Below are 21,842 nucleotides of genomic sequence, written 5' to 3' on the forward strand. Positions count from 1 at the left end.
TACAGGCATCATCATGCAAATATAATGAATAAAATCTCAACTTCGTAAGGTTGATTTTTTCTCTGTGCCGACCTTATCACACTCTAAACGGATTCGGATGCCCTGAATGTACATTTTCAATAATTTGGCGTTCTTTTTCAGTAAAAGTCTTGATAAAGTTCTCGGCTGATTTTAACGGTTTCATCGCGCTAAAACCATCTTGGATAAAATCATACATCAATTCGAAGTGATATTTTTGGGCAATACCTTTACACATTTTAAACGCCGTAAACATCATAAATGAACGCATATATTTATCGAGTGCTGCGCCTAAATCATCAAGAAGAGCAAGTTGCTGATAACGCGCTTCTGCCTGATCAAGTTTGGTGAGGGTTAAGCGCATAATCTCGTCAGTTAATACTGTATCTGCTGGATAGTCCTCAAGAAGCTGCATAGCCACTTGTTCATCAAGCTGAGTGGCAAGCACAGCTAAACTGACCGATTTAGTTCCGGTTTTAATTGCATTTTCAGGCAATACTTTTTCGGCTTTATGAGCATATTTCAACAGACGTTCAATTTGTGCTGCAAGTGCATCAAACTCTGGACCACCATATAAACGATTTAAAAAATACTGTGCCATGAGTTTGTGTTCAGGCAAGTTAAAAAATTCGTGATGCGTATCTTTCATCCGTTCTTTTAGCCAGGTTTGTACATCTTGCAAACGTTGGGCAAGCACCGGATTATCGTGATAATTAAATGTTTTATATTGTTGTAAAAGTTCATCAAAAGCAGCGAGTTTAGACATTTAAGGCTCTAATATTGGGCTATTTACAAAAAATCATAAGAGGCATTGTAACCTTGTACTATGGCGAGAAGATGTAAAAAAAATGATTCATGCGTCAATTCTTAGACAGATTTCTATCGCAATGACATAATTTGTATAGCAATTCATCATTTAACCGCATAAGTTAAAGATCATCGAAATTAAACAATAAAATATTAGAGCTGTGGACTATGAGTGAACAACAACCAAAATTTGAAATTCGAGATGAAGAACAGCTTTCAGTCGATTTGATTGAAGCACAATATGCTTTAAAAGAAAGTCGAGGCAAACCAAATGCTAAAAGCACACTGATATTAATGAGTGGTATTGAACTGGCTGGGAAAGGGGAAGCCGTGAAGCAGCTTCGCGAGTGGCTAGATCCAAGATATTTAAGAGTAAAAGCAGATGCGCCACGTGTGCTGACAGATACAGAAGCATTTTGGCAATCTTATTCGGAGTTTATTCCTACCGAAGGCCAAATTGTGGTGATGTTTGGCAATTGGTATAGCGATTTGCTCGTCACAGCAACGCATGTGACCGAACCTCTAGATGAAGCACGATTTGATGCTTATGTTGAAAATATGCGGGCATTTGAACAAGATTTAAAAAATAATTATGTCGATGTGGTTAAAGTCTGGTTCGATCTTTCGTGGAAATCACTACAAAAACGTTTAGACAAAATTGACCCGTCAGAGCAGCACTGGCACAAGCTCCACGGCTTAGACTGGCGTAATAAAAAACAATATGACACTTTGCAAAAGTTACGCCGCCGTTTTACCGACGATTGGTACATTATTGATGGCGAAGATGAAAAGCAGCGCGATCAATTTTTTGCTCAGTACCTTTTACAACACATGCGTCAGCTTCCAGAGCATGAAACGGTAGCTAAAGGAAAATGGCAGCAAGCAAAAATTCCAGAGAGTTTATTAAAACCTGCTCAGGAGCAATATGACAAAGCTGAATATAAAAAAGAGCTCGATAAACTGAGTAAAAAAATTGCTGATGCCATGCGTTTTGATAAACGGAATGTGGTGATTGCTTTTGAGGGAATGGATGCTGCGGGTAAAGGCGGTGCAATTAAGCGAATTGTTAAAAATTTAGACCCACGTGAATATGATATTCATTGCATTGGTGCACCTGAACGCTTTGAAGCACGTCATCCTTATTTATGGCGTTTCTGGAATCGTATTAATGAGGCCGAAAAAATTACGATCTTTGACCGAACATGGTATGGTCGGGTACTCGTTGAGCGTGTTGAAGGGTTTGCTTCGCCTTTAGAGTGGCAGCGTGCCTATGACGAGATTAATCGTTTTGAAAAAGATTTATTTGATAGTCAAACAATTGTAGTAAAAATTTGGCTAGCGATTAGCAAAGATGAGCAAGAGCAGCGTTTTAAAGCCAGAGAAGAAACACCGCATAAGCGTTTTAAAATTACCGCAGAAGATTGGCGTAATCGTGATAAATGGGATGATTATTTAAAAGCCGCAGCAGATATGTTCGAGCGAACCAGTACTGATTATGCACCTTGGTATATTGTCGCAACTGATGATAAATATACGGCACGTTTAGAGGTGTTAAGAGCAGTTTTAAAACAGCTGAGAGCAGACTAAGCTCTCAGCTAAAATGCACATATTAATTTACAATTGTGCCACGGCTTTTTTGCTGAATACGTTTTGCAAGATTGTAACTGTCATTTAGATGAGTTTCTGCTATTTTCTTCATCATGAAATAGCCTAAACTTGCTGCTACAATTTGCCCGCCTAGCGGTATAAATTTAGTCACCTGTTTCGTTACGATTTTGCCAAAAAAGCCATTAAATGTTTTTTTAACGGTCGTACGTGCTACCACAAAGCCTGAAAATTCAAAACCGCGTTTACGCAATTCATCCCAATGAATTGTTTTGGTTTTTGGGTCATAGACACTTACGTGTTCAGGTGCTAAGCCAAAACGGGAATTGATATCTGGAATCAGGTGCGACAATATTCCCAAATCTATCACCACGTCAAAAAAAGGAATCGGTACAATTGCCGCTCCTGCTGAGACGTAAGCTCTTTTTTTGATGAGGTCATGGCACTCATCGCGAATTTGTTCCAGATTTAAGCTAGGATCAATATAGTCAGGAATCTTATCAATTTTCATAATGTTTACCTGTATGAGTTTCTTGATGGCGTTATTCAAACCAAGTGTAAGTGACACTTAAAGTTAAATTATGCTGTGTTTAAACCAACGTGACATAGTCAGATTCAGTTGTATAGTAATGAATGTTTATGATTTTGTGCATAAATTATGCAAGCAGGATATGAAATAAATGGGGATCCATGTTATTCAAAGTCAACGTATTGATGTGTTGTTGCAAGGTGTATTAGCGTCTACATCTCAAGCTTCAACGCATCCATTACAGGTTTTGAAAACCCAACATTTTATTGTTCCAAGCCCTGCGGTCGAGCAGTGGCTGATACAAAAACTTGCAGAACAGCAGGGCATGAGTGCCAATTACCAGTTTCATCAACGGGTACGAGGTTTCCAGTGGTTCGCCTATCAGCAAGTATTAACTGCGCATAAAGAGCAGGTTCGTAAAGCGAACATTCCGCGTTTGATTTTTAAATGGCGGGTGCATCAGGCTTTGCACGAATTTATTCAACCTGACACGATGAATATCGATATATCGCATCCTTTACATTCTATTGTTCAGCGTATTTATGACAGCGCAGATCGTCTCGAACACGGCATAGATAAACAGTTAAAAAAACAAAAAATGCTGTATTGGGTCGCTGAGCAGGTTGCCGATTTATTTAGCAACTATATGATTTATCGCGGACAGTGCCAGCGTGGGTGTGAAAATAGTTGTACCTGTCCAGAAAATTGGTTGTCTGCTTGGGGCCAGGGCCGATCATTAGATATTGAAAAATATATTGTACAAAAAGATGAAGAAGTGACTGCTTTTGCATTGCACCAAACTGAGGAGCTAGAACGCTGGCAGCGTTGGTTGTGGCAACAACATTTTCATGATGACTTTTTGCAGATGCAGCAAATTGATGAGTTGTTTTGGCAAGAGTTAGATCATCCGGACCGCAGTAAGCGTGCTATTTCAAGATTACCTAATCAAGTGGTGATCTTTACGTTATTAGATTTACCGCCAAGCCAGTTACAGTTTTTACGTCGCTTAGGGCAATACGTTGATGTGCTGATTTTGCACTATAACCCCTCACAAGAATATTGGGCCGATAGTGTCGATCCACTGTGGAAGCAGCGTTATGACCTAGGGGTGAAAGAGCGTTTTATTGCGAAAAACCCCAAAGCAACAGATGCTGAAATTAACGATTTCTTTAATAAATTTACACTCAACTTTAATGCTGAAGCGCGTGAGTCCAGACATCCGCTGTTAACCAGATTGGGTAAACAAGCCCGCGACCACTTTTCGTTATTATCAAATTTGTCTACAGGCGAAGAGGGTAAATGGGTTGATGCTTTTGTAGATGATTTTCCAGAAAGTTTACTCGGTAAAGTTCAGTCAGATATTTTGCATTTAGTGGAACCTCAAGCTAAGCAATATGAGCTTACCCCAGACGATGACTCTATTCAGATTCATGTTTGTCATTCGACATTACGTCAGCTTGAAGTATTAAAAGAGCAATTAATCTGTTGGTTGGCTAAACCGCATGAACAGCCGCGCCGTCCAAACGATATTTTAGTTTTAGTTCCTAATTTGGCCGATATAGAGCCTCTAATTCGAAGTGTATTTCCCGCTACTGCCACTGAGCAGGGCGTGCATCTGCCAGTGAAAATCGCAGGTGTTGCATCACTTGATGCACTGAATGCTTGGCGTGCCGTAATTGGGCGTATTCAACTGATGCAAGGACGTTTTAGCTTTGATGATTTTGCTGATTGGTTAAGTTTGCATGCGACCCAGCAACGTTACGAACTTGAATATGTTCAGGTTGAGCGAATTTTAAATTTACTTGCCGATGCAGGCTTTAAACGAGGGCTTGATGCAGAGCATCTCAAGCGGAGTTTGTGTGACGGTGATGATGATTACCGATATAGCTTTAAATTTGCCTTGGAGCGATTGGCCCTTGGGATTGCCGTGCCTGTACATGCGACATTTAATCAGGTGTTGAGTTATGCCAAAGTTCAACCGAGTGATTTTGAGCTGATTGGTACACTCATTCAGATTTATCAGGATTTGAATGAGCGCCGTGATTGGCTGACTTTGCATGAACAGGGGAAAGTCTACACGGTTGAATATTGGCTTCAAATACTCGGTAAAGATATTGTTGAATTTGAGCAAGTTGGTGTTGCTGCTTTAAAGGCTGTTCGGGAAGTTGTTAAAAAACAAGAACGAATGTTGACGCTTGCAAGTTATTACGCCGAGACAGAAACAGGAACTTTACGCAAAATTACGTTGCCTCTGCCTTATATTATTGAAGAAATTCAGCGCACTTTAGAAAGCCAAAGTGCACAAGCTGAACCGACTGGGCAGATTACCTTTGCCCAAATTGGACATATTCGACCATTACCTTATCGCTTAATGGTCATGCTAAATCTTGATGCAGGGCAATTTCCAAACCGTGATACGCATGTTCCATTTGATTTAATGGATGCACTACGTCAACAGTTGGGTGACCGCTCTCGACTTGAAGATGACCAAGGTGCTTTTTTAGATGCTTTATTATTAGCCCAAGACAATTTATGGCTGTTTTATAACGGGTTTGATGTGAACGATGGCGAGGTACGAGAACCTTCCAGCATTCTTCAAGAGTTCCGTGAACACCTTGCCTTGATTGTGAAAGCTGAAACTGACGTAACTGAAAATATAGTTATTGAAGGAATTGAGATTCCATCACAATTAAAACAACTCTATCACTTACATGACTTACAGCCCTTCGACCCGAAAGGTTTTACTGTAGGAAAAAGTGTTATTCGTTATCAAGATCACTGGTTTAAGGTCGCTTCACAAATTCAGCAAGTCTCAGGAAACCGACAACCTTGGGCGAATACGACCTATCCGCTACAAGCCCCTGACATGTTGGTTTTAGATAGCCAGCAGTGGATACAAGATGTGACATTCCCAGCACGGTTATATTTGAAGACTTTAGGGGTAGAAAATTTAGGAAGTGTGGGAGTGCTCGACCAAAATGAACCGTTATTATTAGATGGTTTAGGGCGTTATGCGATTCGACATTTTTTACAGCAATCTGATCAGCAAGCACAACCTGAAGTATTAATTGATCAGCTGCCTGTAGGTAAAGTCAAATATAGCGCATGGCAACAAGGTGTTTTTGAACAGGAATGTTTGCTTGAACGCCTTCACCATTATGCACCCGCAGTGACACAAACCACGCAGCGAGTTTGGCGAATTGCTAAACAGCTTCATATGAATATTACTGTCCCAAAGTCTGAAACACAGGATTGGGTGAGTATGGAACCTTCAAGCGCCCGAGCAAAAAGACGCGCGAAAGTCTGGTTGGAACACTTACTTTGGTTAGCTTATTTGAATGAGGGAAGTGCAGGAACTGAAAAACGTCGTATTGTAGTTTTTAGCGATCAAACTGTGATTTGTAGTGGTGTAAGTTCTGAGCAAGCTCGGCAATATTTACAGCCATGGTTTAAAATCTGGCGCCACGCCCAACAACAACCATTGGTTCTACCAGCAGCCTTATTATTAAAGCCATTAGAAAAAGCTAAAGCATATCAGTGGGAAACAATAAATCAGGCAGAAAAAGCAAAACTGGATGAGAAGAGCTACGCTGAGCTGTTAAAATACTGGAATGAAACAGGGTCATTTACCACAATAGATATGACTCAAAATGAAGCTTGCAAGTTGCATCGAGACTGGAGCTTTATTTTACAAGAACAAGATGCACAAGCTTTGCTTCAACATGCTTGTGATGAGTTTGCGTATGATCTGTATCATCCAGTTTTTCAATTTCAACATTCGGAGTAAGACATGAACTCAAGAGTACAGGTGTCTTATCAACCTATTATTGATATTGATTTTAGTGGATTACATTTAATTGAAGCCTCGGCGGGCACAGGAAAAACTTATACTTTATCGAGCTTGATGGTCCGTATTTTTCTTGAAAAGTATTTGCCTAGACAAGTGATTGCAACCACGTTTACCCGAGCTGCCGCTGCTGAGTTAAAAAGCCGTATTCGTGCCCGTTTAGTCGAAACGTATCGTTATTTAGATGCCAAGCGTAGTTTTACAGAACAAGAATTAATTACGCAGGCCGAGCAAGAGCCTGACTTATTACTCCAGCATATTCTAAAGCATTTTGCGACGCGTATTGCCTATGCGTGTGAACGTTTAAAATTGGTCATCGATCAGTTAGACGAGTTATTTGTCGGGACACTCGATAGCTTTAGCCAAAAACTATTACGTGAGTTTGCTTTTGAGAGTGGCAAAATTGAGCGCGCTCAAATTACCGATGATGCCAAAACCTATAGTCGGCAACTGATCCATGATGTACTGCGTGAATGGATACAGTCTCAACCTCAGACTGTGATTGATGCGTTGTATTTGGCAGGTGAGCTTAAGAGTGTTGATAATTTTGTTAAACTGGTCGAGGACTCACTTAATTTTAGTTCGGCTCATTTTAAACTTCCCGAAAAACCAACCATTCAATTTGAACAACTTACGCAGCTCAAACAATTAGCGACAGAAATTGATATCAGCCTTTTAGAAGCATATTACTTGCTTGATGGCGAGCTCTATAAACATGTGAACGGGACAGTATTTAGAAATGGGGCATTTAATAAACTATTTAGTGAATGTTTACCGCAGCTACTACAAGTTCTAAAGCAAAGCGAAATTATTTTAGTTTTTGATGGGTCGTTAGCCGCACAACGAGAACTTATTTTTAAGTTTTTAGGTCAACTTGCCGATCAAAAAGTTTTTAAGAAATGTCCTGCTGAAATTTCAGATGGTTTCTATCAGCATCCTTGTATTCAGCAAATTCAGAAGCTGTTTGGTGTGCTGAAAAACTACGCCGAGCAGTTCGACCAGCTTCATATTTATTTAAAAGCCTATTTATGTGTAGAAGTTAAAAAACGCTTACCACAGGTTTTGCAAAATAAAGGTGAAACTACTTTTTCTCAGCAAATTCGTACACTTTCTGAAGCTTTAAAGGGTGAGCAGGGGCAACGTTTTGCTGTATTTGTGCAGGCTCGATATCCCTTAATTTTGGTTGATGAATTTCAGGATACCAACCAAGATCAAGATGACATGCTCGCCAGCATTTGGCGCCATCCAGAGCGCTACAAAAAAGGTTGCATGATTATGGTGGGTGACCGTAAACAGGCGATTTACGGTTTCCGCGGTGGGGATATGCTCACCTTTTTAAATGCCTATAAAGATATTCAAGCCAAACATGGTCGTGAATATAAGTTAATTCATAACCATCGTTCTGTTGCTGATTTGGTTGAAGTGGTCGATGCCTTATTTCAAAGGCAAATCGACTTTGGCGAAGAGGTTCAATATGACCCAATTCGAGCAGGAACTCGGCCTCATCCTGTACTGATTGAGCAGAACAATCATAATCCTCATCCTTTGCGCTGGTTAATGCTCAAAGATAAAGAAACAGAGGCTCAGCAAGTTGCATGGAAGATTCGAGATCTACTTAACCAGTCACATGCTGGACAACTATATTTTCAAAAAGATGCACAGACTCAAACCTTAAACGAAGATGATATTGCGGTATTGTCTCGTAATCATGATGGGCTGGATAAAGTTCAATTTGAGCTAGAACGTTTAGGAATTCGGGTTAACAGGCCATCAAAACGAAGTGTTTTCGATTGCACGATTGCTCAAGACGTTGGTGCTTTGTTGACTGCCATACTTCATCCTTACGATGAAGCAAAAGTGAAGCGAGCTTTAATTAGTCGTCTATTTGCTATGGATTTAAAGCAACTATTGCAGCTTGAGCAGACAGCCGAAGGGTTAAGCCGGTTTATGACTGGTTTTGATGCTATTAGAGAATTGTGGTCCGCTCAAGGCTTTTTAGTGGCTTGGCAACAATGCCTCATCCAGTTTGATATATGGCAAAATTTGGTTGCAGCTCAAAGTAAAGATAACGAACGCGTTGTGGTGAACTTACGTCATTTAACTGAAATTTTGAGTCAGCACAGCGAAAAATACTCAGGTGCTCAGAACCTTTATCACTGGTATCTCAAACAGTTGCGTTCTCCTCTTGACCGTGACTGGGAGCTAGAACGTAAATTGTCGAGTGAAGCTGGCGTTCAGCTCATGACAATTCACCAGTCAAAAGGTCTGGAATTTAAGATTGTTTTTTTACTAGGTGCAGACAAGCCTTTTCGAGAAAATAATAAAACTCTCAATTTTTCGACTCAAGATATAACCTTGCCTGAATCCAATCAGACCTTAATTCAACGAGTCGTTGCGATTGCTGATAAGACATATTTGAATGAAATTGAACTGAAACAACACGAAGAGCGAGCACTCGCTGAACAGAATCGTCTTTGGTATGTAGCGCTCACGCGAGCAAGCCATCGTGTTTATGCACTTTTACAAGATCTTGATGGTAAGTCAGTATCGGGTCTCGCGTTTTGGAAAAATAGAACGGAACCTTTTCAACACCGTTGTTGTACGGATGAAATGGTTTTGGAACAGATTCCGCAGGCAATTCATTTAGCTAAACAATCAACTGTTATTGAACTAGAAGCGCAGCGTTTTCCTGAACAACGTTTTTATTCTAGAGGTAAAACCAGTTTTAGTTATTTGGCACAGCATTTAAAACATAAGGCTGGCACAGATTTATTGGCGAGTCAGAGCAATGATGCTGTATTGGCAGAAGATGAGTTGGACTTAATCAATACTGTTGAAACAATCAGTGCTCAGTCAATTGACTGGATAAAGAGTAATTTTCCGAGAGGAACGCTTGCCGGTAATTTCTTACATGAAATATTTGAACATATTGATTTTCAATGTTCAGATGAATGGATTATAGAAATACGTCGTCGTTTTAAAAATGACTATAGTAGCCTTTGGCAAGATTTACTTAATAATTATAAGGAGAACTTCCCCGAAGAGGAAGAAGACGCCGAAAATCTGCTTTATCAGTTAGTTGCAGAGTGGCTGAAAGATATTTTGCGAACGCCGCTTTATCAAGGTTTTCGATTGAACCAACTTCAACCAGAGCAGTATTTGTCAGAGTTTCCTTTTTATTTGGCACTGTCAGATCGAGTTTTAGCCATGACACGTATTCAGCAACTCTTTGCTGAGTATGGTTTGCATATGCCAGAACTGCTTGAGGCTCGTTCAGCGCGTTACCTTAATGGTTCTATCGATTTGGTTTATTTTGATGGGCAGCGTTATCACATTGCCGATTATAAAAGTAATTACTTAGGGGATGATCTTGCAGATTATCGTAGCGATAGCATTGCCCAAAGCATGTCTTTAGCAAGTTACTGGCTACAAGCAGGTTTATATCTCGTTGCATTACATCGTTATTTGCAAGTCAAAATGCAGAATTATCAAATTGAGCAACATTTGGGTGGGGCAACTTATCTTTATTTACGTGGCATGAATGGTGAGACTGAGCAAGGGTATTATTACTGGCAACCTAGTATCGAGTTTATTCTTCGTCTTGATGCCATTTTAGGGTATTTTGCTGAGGATAAAATAGCGTAAAAAATGCTGATAAAGTATGTAATTGTATTATTAACAAATATTTGGCATGTGGATAAGCCTGTCTATAACCATGTGGACAAGCGTGTGGAAAACTAGGTGGATAAGTGTGTGGACAATCTAAATAGCTCTGAACAAGCCGATTTAAGCTGGTTAACAACGTGGAGTAACTTCTTAAATCAGGCTCCATTTACTGAGCAATCGCAAGTGCCAGAAGCCACTTCTTATTTGCAGCAACTGATTGAAGCGAGCTTACAAGGCGATAGCTATATCGATGTCAGTTCTGAGCAAATTGCAGCACTTGGTCAGCTTGTGATATCTGCTGATCAAGCAACTTCGAAAGTTGCCCCTTGCGTCTACGATGAGCAGGGGTTGGCATTATACCGATATTGGCACCTAGAGCAACGCCTTGCAGAACAAATTTGTAGATTAAAACAACAATTAATCCAACCTGTATCTTGCGATGATTATATAAGCCTACTCACAGACCCCCATCAACAGGCAGCTTTACAAATGGTTGCTCGGCAGAGCCTGAGTATTATTACTGGTGGGCCGGGTACAGGTAAGACTTATACACTTGCACGTATTATTGCTGTGCTCGGACAGGCGATTCCACATATTCGTGTTGCGATGGCCGCTCCAACAGGTAAAGCAGCGCAGCGCATGCAAGAAGCCTTACAAAATTCATTTAACGACCCTAAATTGCTTGAGTCCGGATTAATTAGCGAAGAGCTCAGAAATCAGGGAACACAAACAATTCACCGATTATTAGGGATGGGGCATAGTCAAACGCCACGATTTAATCAAAAACAACCGCTTCCTTATGATGTGATTGTGGTGGATGAGGCTTCCATGCTGGATTTAAATCTGGCAACTCTTTTATTTGAGGCCGTACCAGAGTCTTGCCGGATTATCTTATTAGGTGATGCAAATCAGCTCGCTTCCGTCGACGTCGGAGCGGTACTTGCTGACTTACAACAAATACAGGCACTAGCTGACAACAGAGTACAATTACAAACCAGTCGCCGTTTTGCTGAAGGGGCGTTGATTGGACAAGTTGCTAAATTTATTCAGGCACAAACCTATCAGCAAGATCATGTAGAGGTTTTGCAGCAGTTTGAAATTGATATTGTTCAGGTTTCTGAATTAAAGCCTATAGCTTTACAAAATGACATGCCAGATGTGGTTCAGCTTGAGTATTTACCGGAGGGCATTCATACAGAAGTCGAAACTTACTATGAGAAACTCATGTTAGGTTTCCAAGGATATGTAAAGAGTCTAAAAAATTATTTAAAAGAAGAACGCTCGATTGAACAGGTCCAAAATGTCGTAAAAACATTTGATGACTACCGTATTTTAACGGCTGTTCGTCATGGTCCATTTGGGTTACAGCAGTTAAATCAATATGCGCAGCGTTGGATACAGCAACAACTTTCAATAGTGACAGCAGGGGGATGGTATGTCGGTCGTCCGGTCATGATGACTTATAACGACTATCAGCTCGGTATTTCAAATGGTGACATTGGTTTGTGTTTTGAACATAGAACTCAGCCACAGCAATTTGAAGTATATTTTCCAAGTTTGAATAAATGGGTGGCTGCAAATCGATTACCTAAGAGTATTCAAAGTGCCTTCGCTTTAACGATTCATAAATCACAAGGGTCTGAATTTACACATACTGCTGTCGTTTTAGATCAAGCCGCAAAGAATTTATTAAGCCAAGAACTTATTTACACGGCAATTACACGCGCTAAAAAAGTAGTAAGTCTTTTAGTTCATCCAGAAGCTTTACTGCAGTCGTTTACAGTTCGTACTACACGAAAAAGTGGTTTAGTTCAAAAAGTTAATCGGCTAGTTCGTTAAGCCAAACTTAATATTTTTACCTTTGTAAGAAAAAGCTTACATAGATTCGAGATATTTGCTGCTAGAGTACACCCCACGTTTTTGAGATTATAAACGCACAACGAGCTTGGCACGGAATGTCGGGCAAAATCGCACAATAATAATAACTTAAGTCGAGAGACTGCGAACTTACAATGATGTAGGTGTATAAAGAGGAAACTTACAGCCGCTAAGCCTTGTAGTTTTGGGAGAGACTACAGGGCTTTTTTATATTCTCGATTTTATTTACTTCTAACAGTTATTAGCGAATTCCAGATTTAAGCCTCTATTGAGCGAGATTTTTCTTAAAAATTTATATCAATAATATCAATATATTTATCTGTAATATGATTTTTAAACGGCCATTTTTCCTGTGAATTGTTAAGTTATATGTTATACAGAACTGTACGTTAAATGTTAAAAACCTTGATTTATTAAATATTAGACAGACCTGTACGTTTTTGCTTACATGATGATAAGAAAAATACTACTTTTCTTCATAATTGGATGTGTCACAATGCATCACATAAGGAAATAGAAAAAAACAACGGAAGTGAGTTAAAACAACAAGAAGGATGTGACTAGCATCTCACCAACGATAATAAAAACAGAAATAACACGATAAACAAAAACTACAGCGCCAAAAACCCAAGCAGAAATGCTTGGGTTTTTTATTTGCTTTTACACTAAGTTAGTTTCATGAGAGTCGCTACCAAACAAAGATCGGCGCTGATCTCTAGGGATGCGTGGGCATTGTGTTGAAATCTGATAAAGCAGGTTGGCTAAAGCGGGCAGGTGCGTTCCAACCACAGATTTGCCCGTGGTTAACAAAGACACACTAATATCTCTTTCAGGGTCGGCCCAGCATAAAATATTGGAGAACCCTAAATGACCAAAAGCTTGACCTGTCATTGGGCCAAATAAACCAATTGGATTACTACCTAACATTGGCCCCAAAGCGTAACGCATTGGAATTAATAAAGTACGGTCAATGTTAACGCCTGTGGTTGGCAGTGTTGCCCTGAAAATCGTTTTCTCACTGAAGATTTGCTGACCGCCATAGCTTCCTCCACTTAAAAGCATTTCAAAGAAGCGCCCAGCTTGTTCTGCACTGGTATAGATATTTCCGGCTGGGCAAATTGTGTCCATAAAACGACTATCGTTCGTCACATCAACTGCAAGTTGCAACCCTCCACCCAATACATGGTTCAGGTAGTGATCTGTCCCAAGGCGAGGGTGTAAACCCGTTGCACAGTTTAAGGCAACCTCTGAGCGGTATTCTGGTTTTAAACCATAATTGAAATAAGGCATTCCCATCGGTTTTTCGATAGTTTGATGCACAAACTCACGTAAATCTTGCCCAGTCACCCGTTCAATCACTTCTCCTAAAATGTAACCCGCCGTAACGGCATGATAGGCAAGATGGTTTCCGGCAGGAGAAACAGGTCTGGCAGCATATAAACGTTTTAAAATTTCATCTTTATTAAATAGTAGTTCGGGTGTGACATCGCCATCAATATAGGGAATGCCACCACGGTGTGCTAATAAATGAAAGATAGTCGCACGGCGCTTACCATTTACGCCATATTCCGGAATATAGTAACTCACTGGATCAAGCAAATTGATTTCACCTTTTTCATCTAATAGATGAATTAACATGGCGGTGATCATCTTTGATGCTGAAAACAGGCAAACAGGTGTATCTGGAGTCGCAATCAGCGCATTCTCTTGTAGTCCTGTCGGAGAGTTCCCTTGAGCATATCCAATGCTTCTGTTCAGCAAAATTTTACCTTGTCTGCGTAAGCAGAAGGTAATGAGTGGATAATTTCCAGTTTTATATAATGCTTCTACACTGTTCCAAATTTTGTGAATCTGGCGTTCAGTCATTCCACCCTGTTCAGCAGCAACCTCATCCTTACGATGAATAACTTGCTCAAGATTGTCCGGTACTGGACAAGTGTTGGTTGAAAAAATTTTCACACGTCCCTCGCGCTTCTTTCTTTTTATTCAAGGGTAGTGTGCAGGGTTAACATGCTCGTGTCAGTGTCTAAAATGACAAGTTACTGAAAACTATTTTGCAATCCACCTATAGATACCTTAAAATAGGCAACTTGCTGTAGTGATGCACGGCAGTCAGTTGCCTCAACTGATTCATATCGTTTACTTTTTTAAGCATCTCGGAGAAATCGAATGGCTTTAACTAATGCAGACCGCGCAGAGATCATTGCTAAATTTGCTCGCGCTGAAAATGACACTGGTTCACCAGAAGTACAAGTAGCTTTATTGACTGCTCAAATCAATGATTTACAAGGTCACTTTAAAGCTCACAAACACGACCATCACAGCCGTCGTGGTTTGATTCGTATGGTTAACCAACGTCGTAAATTGCTTGACTATTTAAATGGTAAAGATCACGGTCGTTACACTGCTTTGATCGGCGCTTTAGGTTTACGTCGTTAATTCGATTTTCACTTTGTTTTCGCTATTTCGCATGTCGCAATGCTTTATCGCTGAAAAGAGAGTTTCACTTAATTTTAGATTAAGTGATTTTTAGAAGGGGCGCTTGTGCGCTCCTTCTTTGCGTTTAATATTATTTAAAATTTTTGGCCTAGTGTGATGGCTTCTAAGCTTTGTCATTTGTCTACCAATAGTTGTAGTCTGAATGCCAAACCTTAGGGGTCTCACTAGAATAAAATTAGGAAAATAGAATACATGTCAATGTTTAATATCGTTCGTAAAGAATTTCAATTCGGTCAACATCAAGTCGTTTTAGAAACGGGTCGCGTTGCACGTCAAGCAAATACAGTTTTAATCACAATGGGTGGCGTAACTGTTTTAGTTGCAGTTGTTGCTCAACCTAAAGCAAAAGCGGGTCAGGACTTCTTCCCGTTAACAGTTAACTATCAAGAAAAACAATATGCAGCTGGTCGTATCCCTGGTGGTTACGGTAAGCGTGAAGGCCGTGCTTCTGAAGCTGAAACTTTAATTTCACGTCTTATTGACCGTCCAATTCGTCCATTGTTCCCAGAAGGTTACTTCAACGAAATCCAAGTAACAGCAACAGTTGTTTCTTCTGACAAAACTATGGATGCTGATATTGCTGCAATGCTTGGTACATCAGCAGCATTGTCTATTGCTGGTACTCCTTTCCGTGGTCCAATCGGCGGCGCACGTGTTGGTTTAATCAACGGTGAATATGTTCTTAACCCGAACTTTGAACAGTTGAAAGAAAGTGATCTTGACCTTGTGGTTGCTGGTACAGAATCTGCTGTATTAATGGTTGAATCTGAAGCTAAAGAGCTTTCAGAAGACCAAATGCTTGGTGCTGTGCTTTTCGGTCATGACGAAATGCAAATCGCGATTCAAGCAATTAAAGAATTTGCTGCGGCTGCTGGTGCAGTTGAATCAACTTGGGTTGCTCCAAGCAAAAATGAAGCACTTCTTGAGCAATTAAAAGCAGCTTTCGAAGCTAAAATCTCTGAAGCATATACGATTGCAGTTAAGCAAGATCGTTATGCAGCACTTGATGCACTTTATGCAGAAGCTGTAGCTCAGTTCGTTCCTGAAAATGACGAAACTGGTATTGCTGACGAAGTAAACGAATTATTCGAAGACCTTAAATACCGTACAGTACGTGACAACATCTTGTCAGGTAAGCCACGTATTGATGGCCGTGATACTAAAACTGTTCGTGGTATCGACGTTCAAGTTGGTGTATTAGACCGCGCTCACGGTTCTGCATTATTTACACGTGGTGAAACTCAAGCGTTGGTAACAACAACTTTGGGTAATACGCGTGATGCATTAATGGTTGATACATTGTCAGGTACTAAAACTGACAACTTCATGTTGCACTACAACTTCCCTGCATACTCTGTAGGTGAGACTGGTCGTGAAACTGGTCCTAAGCGTCGTGAAATTGGTCACGGTCGTTTAGCGCGTCGTGGTGTTCAAGCAGTTCTTCCTGCAGCTGACCGCTTCCCATACGTTATTCGTATTGTATCTGATATTACTGAATCTAACGGTTCATCTTCAATGGCTTCTGTATGTGGTGCATCATTATCACTTATGGATGCGGGTGTTCCACTTAAAGCACCAGTTGCTGGTATCGCAATGGGCTTAGTGAAAGAAGGTGAGCGTTTTGCAGTACTTTCTGACATCTTAGGTGATGAAGATCACTTAGGTGATATGGACTTTAAAGTAGCAGGTTCTGCAAACGGTATTACTGCACTTCAAATGGACATCAAGATTGAAGGTATTACTGAAGAAATTATGGAAGTTGCATTAAACCAAGCGTTTGCTGGTCGTATGCACATCCTTAATGAAATGAATAAAGTCATTTCACGTGCTCGTGCTGAAATTAGTGCTCATGCACCGACCTTTGAAGTTATTACCATTAATCCAGACAAGATCCGTGATGTTATTGGTAAAGGCGGCGCGACTATTCGTCAAATTACTGAAGAAACTAAAGCTGCAATTGATATTGAAGACAATGGTACAGTTCGCGTATTTGGTGAAACTAAAGCTGCTGCTAAAGCTGCAATTGCTAAGATTCAGGCAATTACTGCTGAAGTTGAACCAGGTAAGATCTATGACGGTAAAGTAATCCGTATCGTAGAATTCGGTGCGTTTGTAAACATCATGCCGGGTACTGATGGTCTTCTTCACATTTCGCAAATTTCAAATGAACGTATTGCGAATGTAACTGATGTCCTTAAAGAAGGTCAGGAAGTGAAAGTACAAGTTGCTGATGTTGATAATCGTGGTCGTATTAAATTGACTATGAAAGACATTGAACAAGCATAATTGTTCTAGTGACATGAAAAAGTCCGCTTGATGCGGACTTTTTTTATGGCATGATGCAGGTAATACAAAAACAGATCGTTGTGGTATGCAGGTTTATTACTTTTATCGCCATCAAGCTGAAGGATACGTCTTTTTAAGCCGCGAACAGCATAGTGAACATGTTTTAGAATTTTTCTGGATTGATAGTGTCAGAACGGATGTGGTTAACCATAACGAAGAATGGCAACAAGAAATTCAAAAGCTTTCAGGTGTGGTTATTAATGAATTTCATATGCGGGATATTTCCAACATTGAACATCCCTGTGCATTTGACACGCTTGAAGAGTATGACCTGTTAATTTTTAAGAAACTGGTCACACCTGACGATGAAATTAAACATGCAGAATCACAAGACAGTGTTTTTGGTTTGGCAACGACGCCGATTAGTTTTATTTTGACGCCCGATGTACTGATTAGTGTACGTGAGCAGGGGAATAAGTCGATTGAAAACTATATTCAACGTCTCGAAAATATTTTATGTAAAACTTTAGAAGAACAAAACAAAACCCGTAAATTGCCGAATTCACCCGTCGATTTATCGTTACGACTATTAAATAGTATGGTTGATGGTTATCTTGATATTCGCTCGCCATTGACGAGAAGAGTCGAGCATTGGCAACAACAATTATTGCAGGGTAATCGCCGTTTTAAACAATGGCATCAGCTATTCCATGAAAATATGGCCTTTCAGCAGGTTGAGAATTTATGTGAAGAACAAATTGAAACCCTTCAAGAGTTTCGGGATGAAATTGTAGAAAATTATCATCATGTCGTTGGCGGGCACATCCATAATTCTCAAGATATTTTACTGGTTCGTTTAAATGATTTAATGAGTCATGTGGAACGTATTCAGAAACATACTTTGCGTTTACGTAGTGCAATTCAATCAGCAATTGATTTGCATTTTTCTGCTATCGCGAACCAGACCAATGAGAACATGCGGATTCTTGCGATTATTACGGCAGTTTTTGCACCGCTCACCCTTTTAACTGGTATTTATGGAATGAACTTTGAGTTTATTCCAGGTCTTAAATCACCTGTTGGTTTCTGGATCATGTTAGGGGTTATGCTACTGAGTACGATTTTACTTTTGTACTATTTTTATCGACAACATTTGGTGGGACGTGGTGAAAAAAGTGTCATTGATTTGTTGGCCCAACAGCATCGCCAAGATCGGATGAATTTGTTTTGGTTTTTGGAATATGAGCCGATTAAACAGACTGTGAAGGAATTAGAGAAGATTACTCGATTAAAATAAATTTTTATTTTTACACGACGGAGTCTTCTCATTAATATATCAAATAGTTATAGCTAATTCGTTACTTTGGTTTCGCCCAAAGTAACCAAAGGCATTTGTCATCCTTAGAACCTGTTCACTACCAGCATTTAACTAATTTTATTGCAAAAACAATACTATTTAGATAATGGGCAGGCCAAGGATGACTTTTAGCTCAAGCTATACCTCGGAAAATATGATTTCAAAAAAACTTAATGAAAATGCTTCAACTGTTTTCTTAATTGCTGTACTTCATCAATCAAATCTAACATCACAGCAACTGCTGCTAAACTTGCGTCAAAGTCACGTTGCAAACGATAAGCTTTACGAGCGCGAACAACGTCTTCACCCATAAACTGGTGCGCTTCAGGTGTATTGTCGACTGATAAAATGTCATATTCAATGAGCTGAATAATCCAGTCAGGGCTTTGACCACAAGCTTGAGCGAATTGTTGTAAGTCAAATGTAGATTGTTCATCAACGACCTCCGCGCTAAAGGTATGGCCGTCATATACAATTTCTCGATAATGAATGGTTGTCATGATCTTGCTCCCTAATGAGATGAACGAGGTTCGAATGAAGCAAAAGCTTCAGCCAGTTGTTGATAGGCTTGTTTTTCTTTTTCAGAATGTGCAGGTGGGAATACAATATTTAAAATTAAATAGAGATGGCCTGGCGTTTTATTTGGTATCCCTTTGTCTTTTAAACGTAGCTGTTGGCCTTGTTTTGCATTGTGAGGCAAATTGACGTTTAGAGGTCCAGCTGGTGTTTTTACTTCAATGCCTTGACCTAGTGCAGCTTCCCATGGAGCTACATCTACAGTCAAATATACATCACTGCCTTCGACATGAACTCGGTCTGTATCTTTATACTGAATTTCAATATAAAGATCGCCGTTGGCACCGCCATTGATACCACTTTGGCCCTGTCCACTTAAGCGGATTTGCTGACCTTCTTTCATACCTTTTGGTATTTTTACCTGTAAGGTTTTACGTTGAACTTCAGGCTCACCATAAGCGTTCATGGTTGGAATTTGCAAGGTAATTTGTTGTGTTGAACCATGATAGGCAATATCAAGATCGACCTCTATGCTGGCATGTTGGTCTTCACCACGATAACTACGCTGTTGTCTTTGATATTGCTGTTGACCACCACCAAATCCTGCACCAAAGCGACCAAATAAATCTTCAAAACCGCTAAAGTCTGCTTGCTCACCACCTGTAAAGCCTTGACGATAAAACTGTGCACCATCAAAACCACCTTGCGCAGCACCCTGACCAAAATTATTAAAACCTTGTGGATGATCTAACATCTGGTCATATTCGGCTTTTTTATCTGCATTACTTAATGTGTCGTAGGCAACATTAATCGCCTGCATCTTTTCTTCTGCATCTTTTTCTTTGCTGATGTCTGGATGATATTTACGGGCTAATTTTCGATAAGCTTTTTTAATTTCATCAGCAGAGGCTTTGCGTGTAACCCCTAATTCTTCATAATAATTTTTTGCCATAATGTTTTATCACGATGGTGTGGTTTATTTCATTATGAAACGATTTTTAGAGTTTTCAATAAGCTAGATTGTATAAGAGTTGTTCTATTCCGAAATAAAATCGAGAGGAAGAGGCATAGATAAATTAAGGCTATGCCTCCCATGATTTAGATAAAACTCTGATATAAGCCGTAAAGGGCAATAAGTAAAAGTAATAAACCACATAGGCCTAATATTTTTGGATATAAATGACTGTTAGAAAGGCGACGGAAGAATATATAAACCAGAGATAAAGTCAGAAAATCTAAAATAATCCATGTCAGGGTAAGGATAGTTAGACTTAAATTTAATTGGGGGGTAATAGAGACAAATTGCGGAAAGAAAGCCGAGAAAAAAATAATATCTTTAGGGTTTGAAATACCGACGAGAAAGCCTTTTTTAAAGCCCCCATTTTGAGCTGAAACTGTTTGTATGGCTTCTGGATGAGGTGCTTGAAGGACTTCTTTGAGAATACTGAAACCCAAATAACCAATATATAGACAGCCTAAAATCCGAATGATATTGAGGTAACTATCGTTAACACTCAGTACTCCCTTTAAAACAAGTACTGAAATAAAAATTAAGACAAGAGATGCTAGATTTGTACCAAAAATGGTTTCAAGTGCTTTTTTATAGCCCCCTTTAAGCCCAGCGCTTGCAACTAAAATCATGACAGGTCCTGGGGTCGCAATCATAATAACTACGCTAAAAATAAAGAGAAAATAATCAAAATAATTCATGGTATTTAGGTATCTTATTTATTAGGCTATAAAGTAGCCTTATATTATCCTAATTAAAATAACATGTTGAAAATTATCATCAAAAAATATAGGTAAATAAAAAGGCGGTAGATCCGCCTTTTTATAAAGTTAAAAAATTAACTTAAATGTTCACCAAATAACGCTAAAGCTTCTTCAGCGGTAAAAGTGTATTGTGTATTACAGAACTGGCAATCCATACGAATCGGGTTCTGTTCTTCTAGTGTTTCATGAACAGCATCTACACCGATTTGAATCAACGCATTTGCACAACGTTCTTTTGAACATGTACAGCCAAATTTTAATGCTTCAATTTCTGGTAAACGAACTTCTTCTTCGTTATATAAACGATATAAGATTTCGTTTGCATCTAAGTTGGTAAGCTCTTCAGCTTTTAATGTTTCGGTTAACATCGTCAAACGTGGCCATAAATCTTCATCAACCAAGTTTTGCTCTTCTTCATCATGACGTGGTAAAAGCTGAATGAGTAAACCACCAGAACGCTTATCTGTACTTGCCAACACAATGCGAGTTGGAATTTGTGCAGACAAATCGTAATACTGCATCAAGCAACCTGCTAAAGTCACTTGATCAAGCGGCACGATCCCTTGATAACGCTCGCCAAATTCCGGTTCAATATTAATAAATAAAACTGGATTAACTAAAGCGCCAAGAACCGTACTACTGTCTGTTGCTTCAATGAAGCGTGGGTCTGTTTCGTAATCAGCTAGAGCACGAACTTCACCTAAATGATTACATTCAGCCATTGCCCACTTAAAGGTGCCGCTAGCCTGGATTTGCAAGCTGATACGGCCTTTGATTTTTAGTGTACTTGCAAGTAATGCAGTCGCACTCAACATTTCCCCTAGCAGAATTTTAACCGCAGGCATGTAGTCACGTTGAGCTAAGATAGTTTGTAGTGCTTCTTCTAGATGAACTACTTCCCCACGAACTGGAAAGTTCTCAATATAAAAGCGTTGGCGTAAATCAGACATAATATTCTCCAGGGCCCTAAGCAGAGTATAACTATTTCGTTTTAATCAAGCTTAGGGAATGCAGCGAGGCCGCAAGCCGGACAGGGGCAGCTTATTGATGCCCATTGTCCA

The 21,842-nt window shown here is 39.7% G+C and carries 14 protein-coding genes; 7 read left to right on the forward strand and 7 right to left on the reverse strand.

From position 1 onward, the window contains the following. Positions 1-76: 76 nt before the first annotated feature. Entirely contained in the window at positions 77-784 is a 708-nt protein-coding gene (locus ACINWC141_RS16425) for a DUF8198 family protein (protein WP_009392972.1), read from the reverse strand. Between the two features lie 209 nt (positions 785-993). Here ACINWC141_RS16425 and pap point away from each other — a divergent pair, with 209 nt between their 5' ends. Then, positions 994-2,412, forward strand: coding sequence for a polyphosphate:AMP phosphotransferase (gene pap, locus ACINWC141_RS16430; protein WP_009393220.1), 1,419 nt, complete (start codon positions 994-996; stop codon positions 2,410-2,412). A gap of 22 nt (positions 2,413-2,434) precedes the next feature. Here pap and ACINWC141_RS16435 read toward each other — a convergent pair whose 3' ends face one another. Then, the gene (locus ACINWC141_RS16435) at positions 2,435-2,941 is read right to left on the reverse strand and encodes a hypothetical protein (protein ID WP_009393267.1); all 507 of its coding nucleotides are present in this window, start codon (positions 2,939-2,941) and stop codon (positions 2,435-2,437) included. A 169-nt stretch (positions 2,942-3,110) separates the two neighbouring features. Here ACINWC141_RS16435 and ACINWC141_RS16440 point away from each other — a divergent pair, with 169 nt between their 5' ends. The 3 genes from ACINWC141_RS16440 (at position 3,111) to recD (ending at position 12,311) form a co-directional block, all read left to right on the forward strand. Next, positions 3,111-6,746, forward strand: coding sequence for an exodeoxyribonuclease V subunit gamma (locus tag ACINWC141_RS16440; RefSeq protein WP_009392976.1), 3,636 nt, complete (start codon positions 3,111-3,113; stop codon positions 6,744-6,746). Between the two features lie 3 nt (positions 6,747-6,749). Further along, positions 6,750-10,451, forward strand: a complete 3,702-nt coding sequence (locus ACINWC141_RS16445) for a UvrD-helicase domain-containing protein (RefSeq protein ID WP_009393097.1) — start codon at positions 6,750-6,752, stop codon at positions 10,449-10,451. A 108-nt stretch (positions 10,452-10,559) separates the two neighbouring features. Beyond that, on the forward strand, positions 10,560-12,311 hold the full coding sequence (recD, locus tag ACINWC141_RS16450; protein ID WP_009393062.1) for an exodeoxyribonuclease V subunit alpha: 1,752 nt from the start codon (positions 10,560-10,562) through the stop codon (positions 12,309-12,311). Positions 12,312-13,010: 699 nt separating this feature from the next. On the opposite strand, the gene ACINWC141_RS16455 is transcribed toward recD, so the two are convergent. Further along, positions 13,011-14,309, reverse strand: coding sequence for an EstA family serine hydrolase (locus ACINWC141_RS16455; RefSeq protein WP_009393137.1), 1,299 nt, complete (start codon positions 14,307-14,309; stop codon positions 13,011-13,013). A gap of 210 nt (positions 14,310-14,519) precedes the next feature. On the opposite strand from ACINWC141_RS16455, the gene rpsO reads away from it, so the two are divergent. From rpsO to ACINWC141_RS16470, 3 genes are all read left to right on the forward strand, one after another. Beyond that, positions 14,520-14,789 carry a 30S ribosomal protein S15 gene (gene rpsO, locus ACINWC141_RS16460; RefSeq protein WP_002114951.1) on the forward strand — a complete coding sequence of 90 codons (270 nt, stop codon included), beginning with the start codon at positions 14,520-14,522 and terminating at the stop codon, positions 14,787-14,789. Positions 14,790-15,047: 258 nt separating this feature from the next. Further along, positions 15,048-17,135 (forward strand): polyribonucleotide nucleotidyltransferase, encoded by a 2,088-nt coding sequence (pnp, locus tag ACINWC141_RS16465; RefSeq protein WP_171061986.1) that lies wholly within the window; start codon positions 15,048-15,050, stop codon positions 17,133-17,135. An 85-nt stretch (positions 17,136-17,220) separates the two neighbouring features. After that, complete coding sequence (locus tag ACINWC141_RS16470; RefSeq protein WP_009392974.1) at positions 17,221-18,432, forward strand: magnesium transporter CorA family protein; 1,212 nt, start codon at positions 17,221-17,223, stop codon at positions 18,430-18,432. A 230-nt stretch (positions 18,433-18,662) separates the two neighbouring features. Here ACINWC141_RS16470 and ACINWC141_RS16475 read toward each other — a convergent pair whose 3' ends face one another. The 4 genes from ACINWC141_RS16475 to hslO form a co-directional block, all read right to left on the reverse strand. Further along, positions 18,663-18,992 carry a chaperone modulator CbpM gene (locus tag ACINWC141_RS16475; protein WP_009393261.1) on the reverse strand — a complete coding sequence of 110 codons (330 nt, stop codon included), beginning with the start codon at positions 18,990-18,992 and terminating at the stop codon, positions 18,663-18,665. 11 nt (positions 18,993-19,003) lie between these two features. After that, complete coding sequence (locus ACINWC141_RS16480) at positions 19,004-19,960, reverse strand: DnaJ C-terminal domain-containing protein (RefSeq protein WP_009393078.1); 957 nt, start codon at positions 19,958-19,960, stop codon at positions 19,004-19,006. A gap of 146 nt (positions 19,961-20,106) precedes the next feature. After that, entirely contained in the window at positions 20,107-20,718 is a 612-nt protein-coding gene (locus ACINWC141_RS16485; RefSeq protein WP_009392984.1) for a LysE family translocator, read from the reverse strand. 137 nt (positions 20,719-20,855) lie between these two features. Then, positions 20,856-21,731: an Hsp33 family molecular chaperone HslO gene (gene hslO, locus ACINWC141_RS16490; RefSeq protein WP_009393077.1), complete on the reverse strand. Its 876-nt coding sequence runs from the start codon at positions 21,729-21,731 to the stop codon at positions 20,856-20,858. Between the last annotated feature and the right edge of the window lie 111 nt (positions 21,732-21,842).

Source organism: Acinetobacter sp. WC-141, from assembly GCF_000313935.1.
Classification (GTDB): Bacteria; Pseudomonadota; Gammaproteobacteria; order Pseudomonadales; family Moraxellaceae; genus Acinetobacter.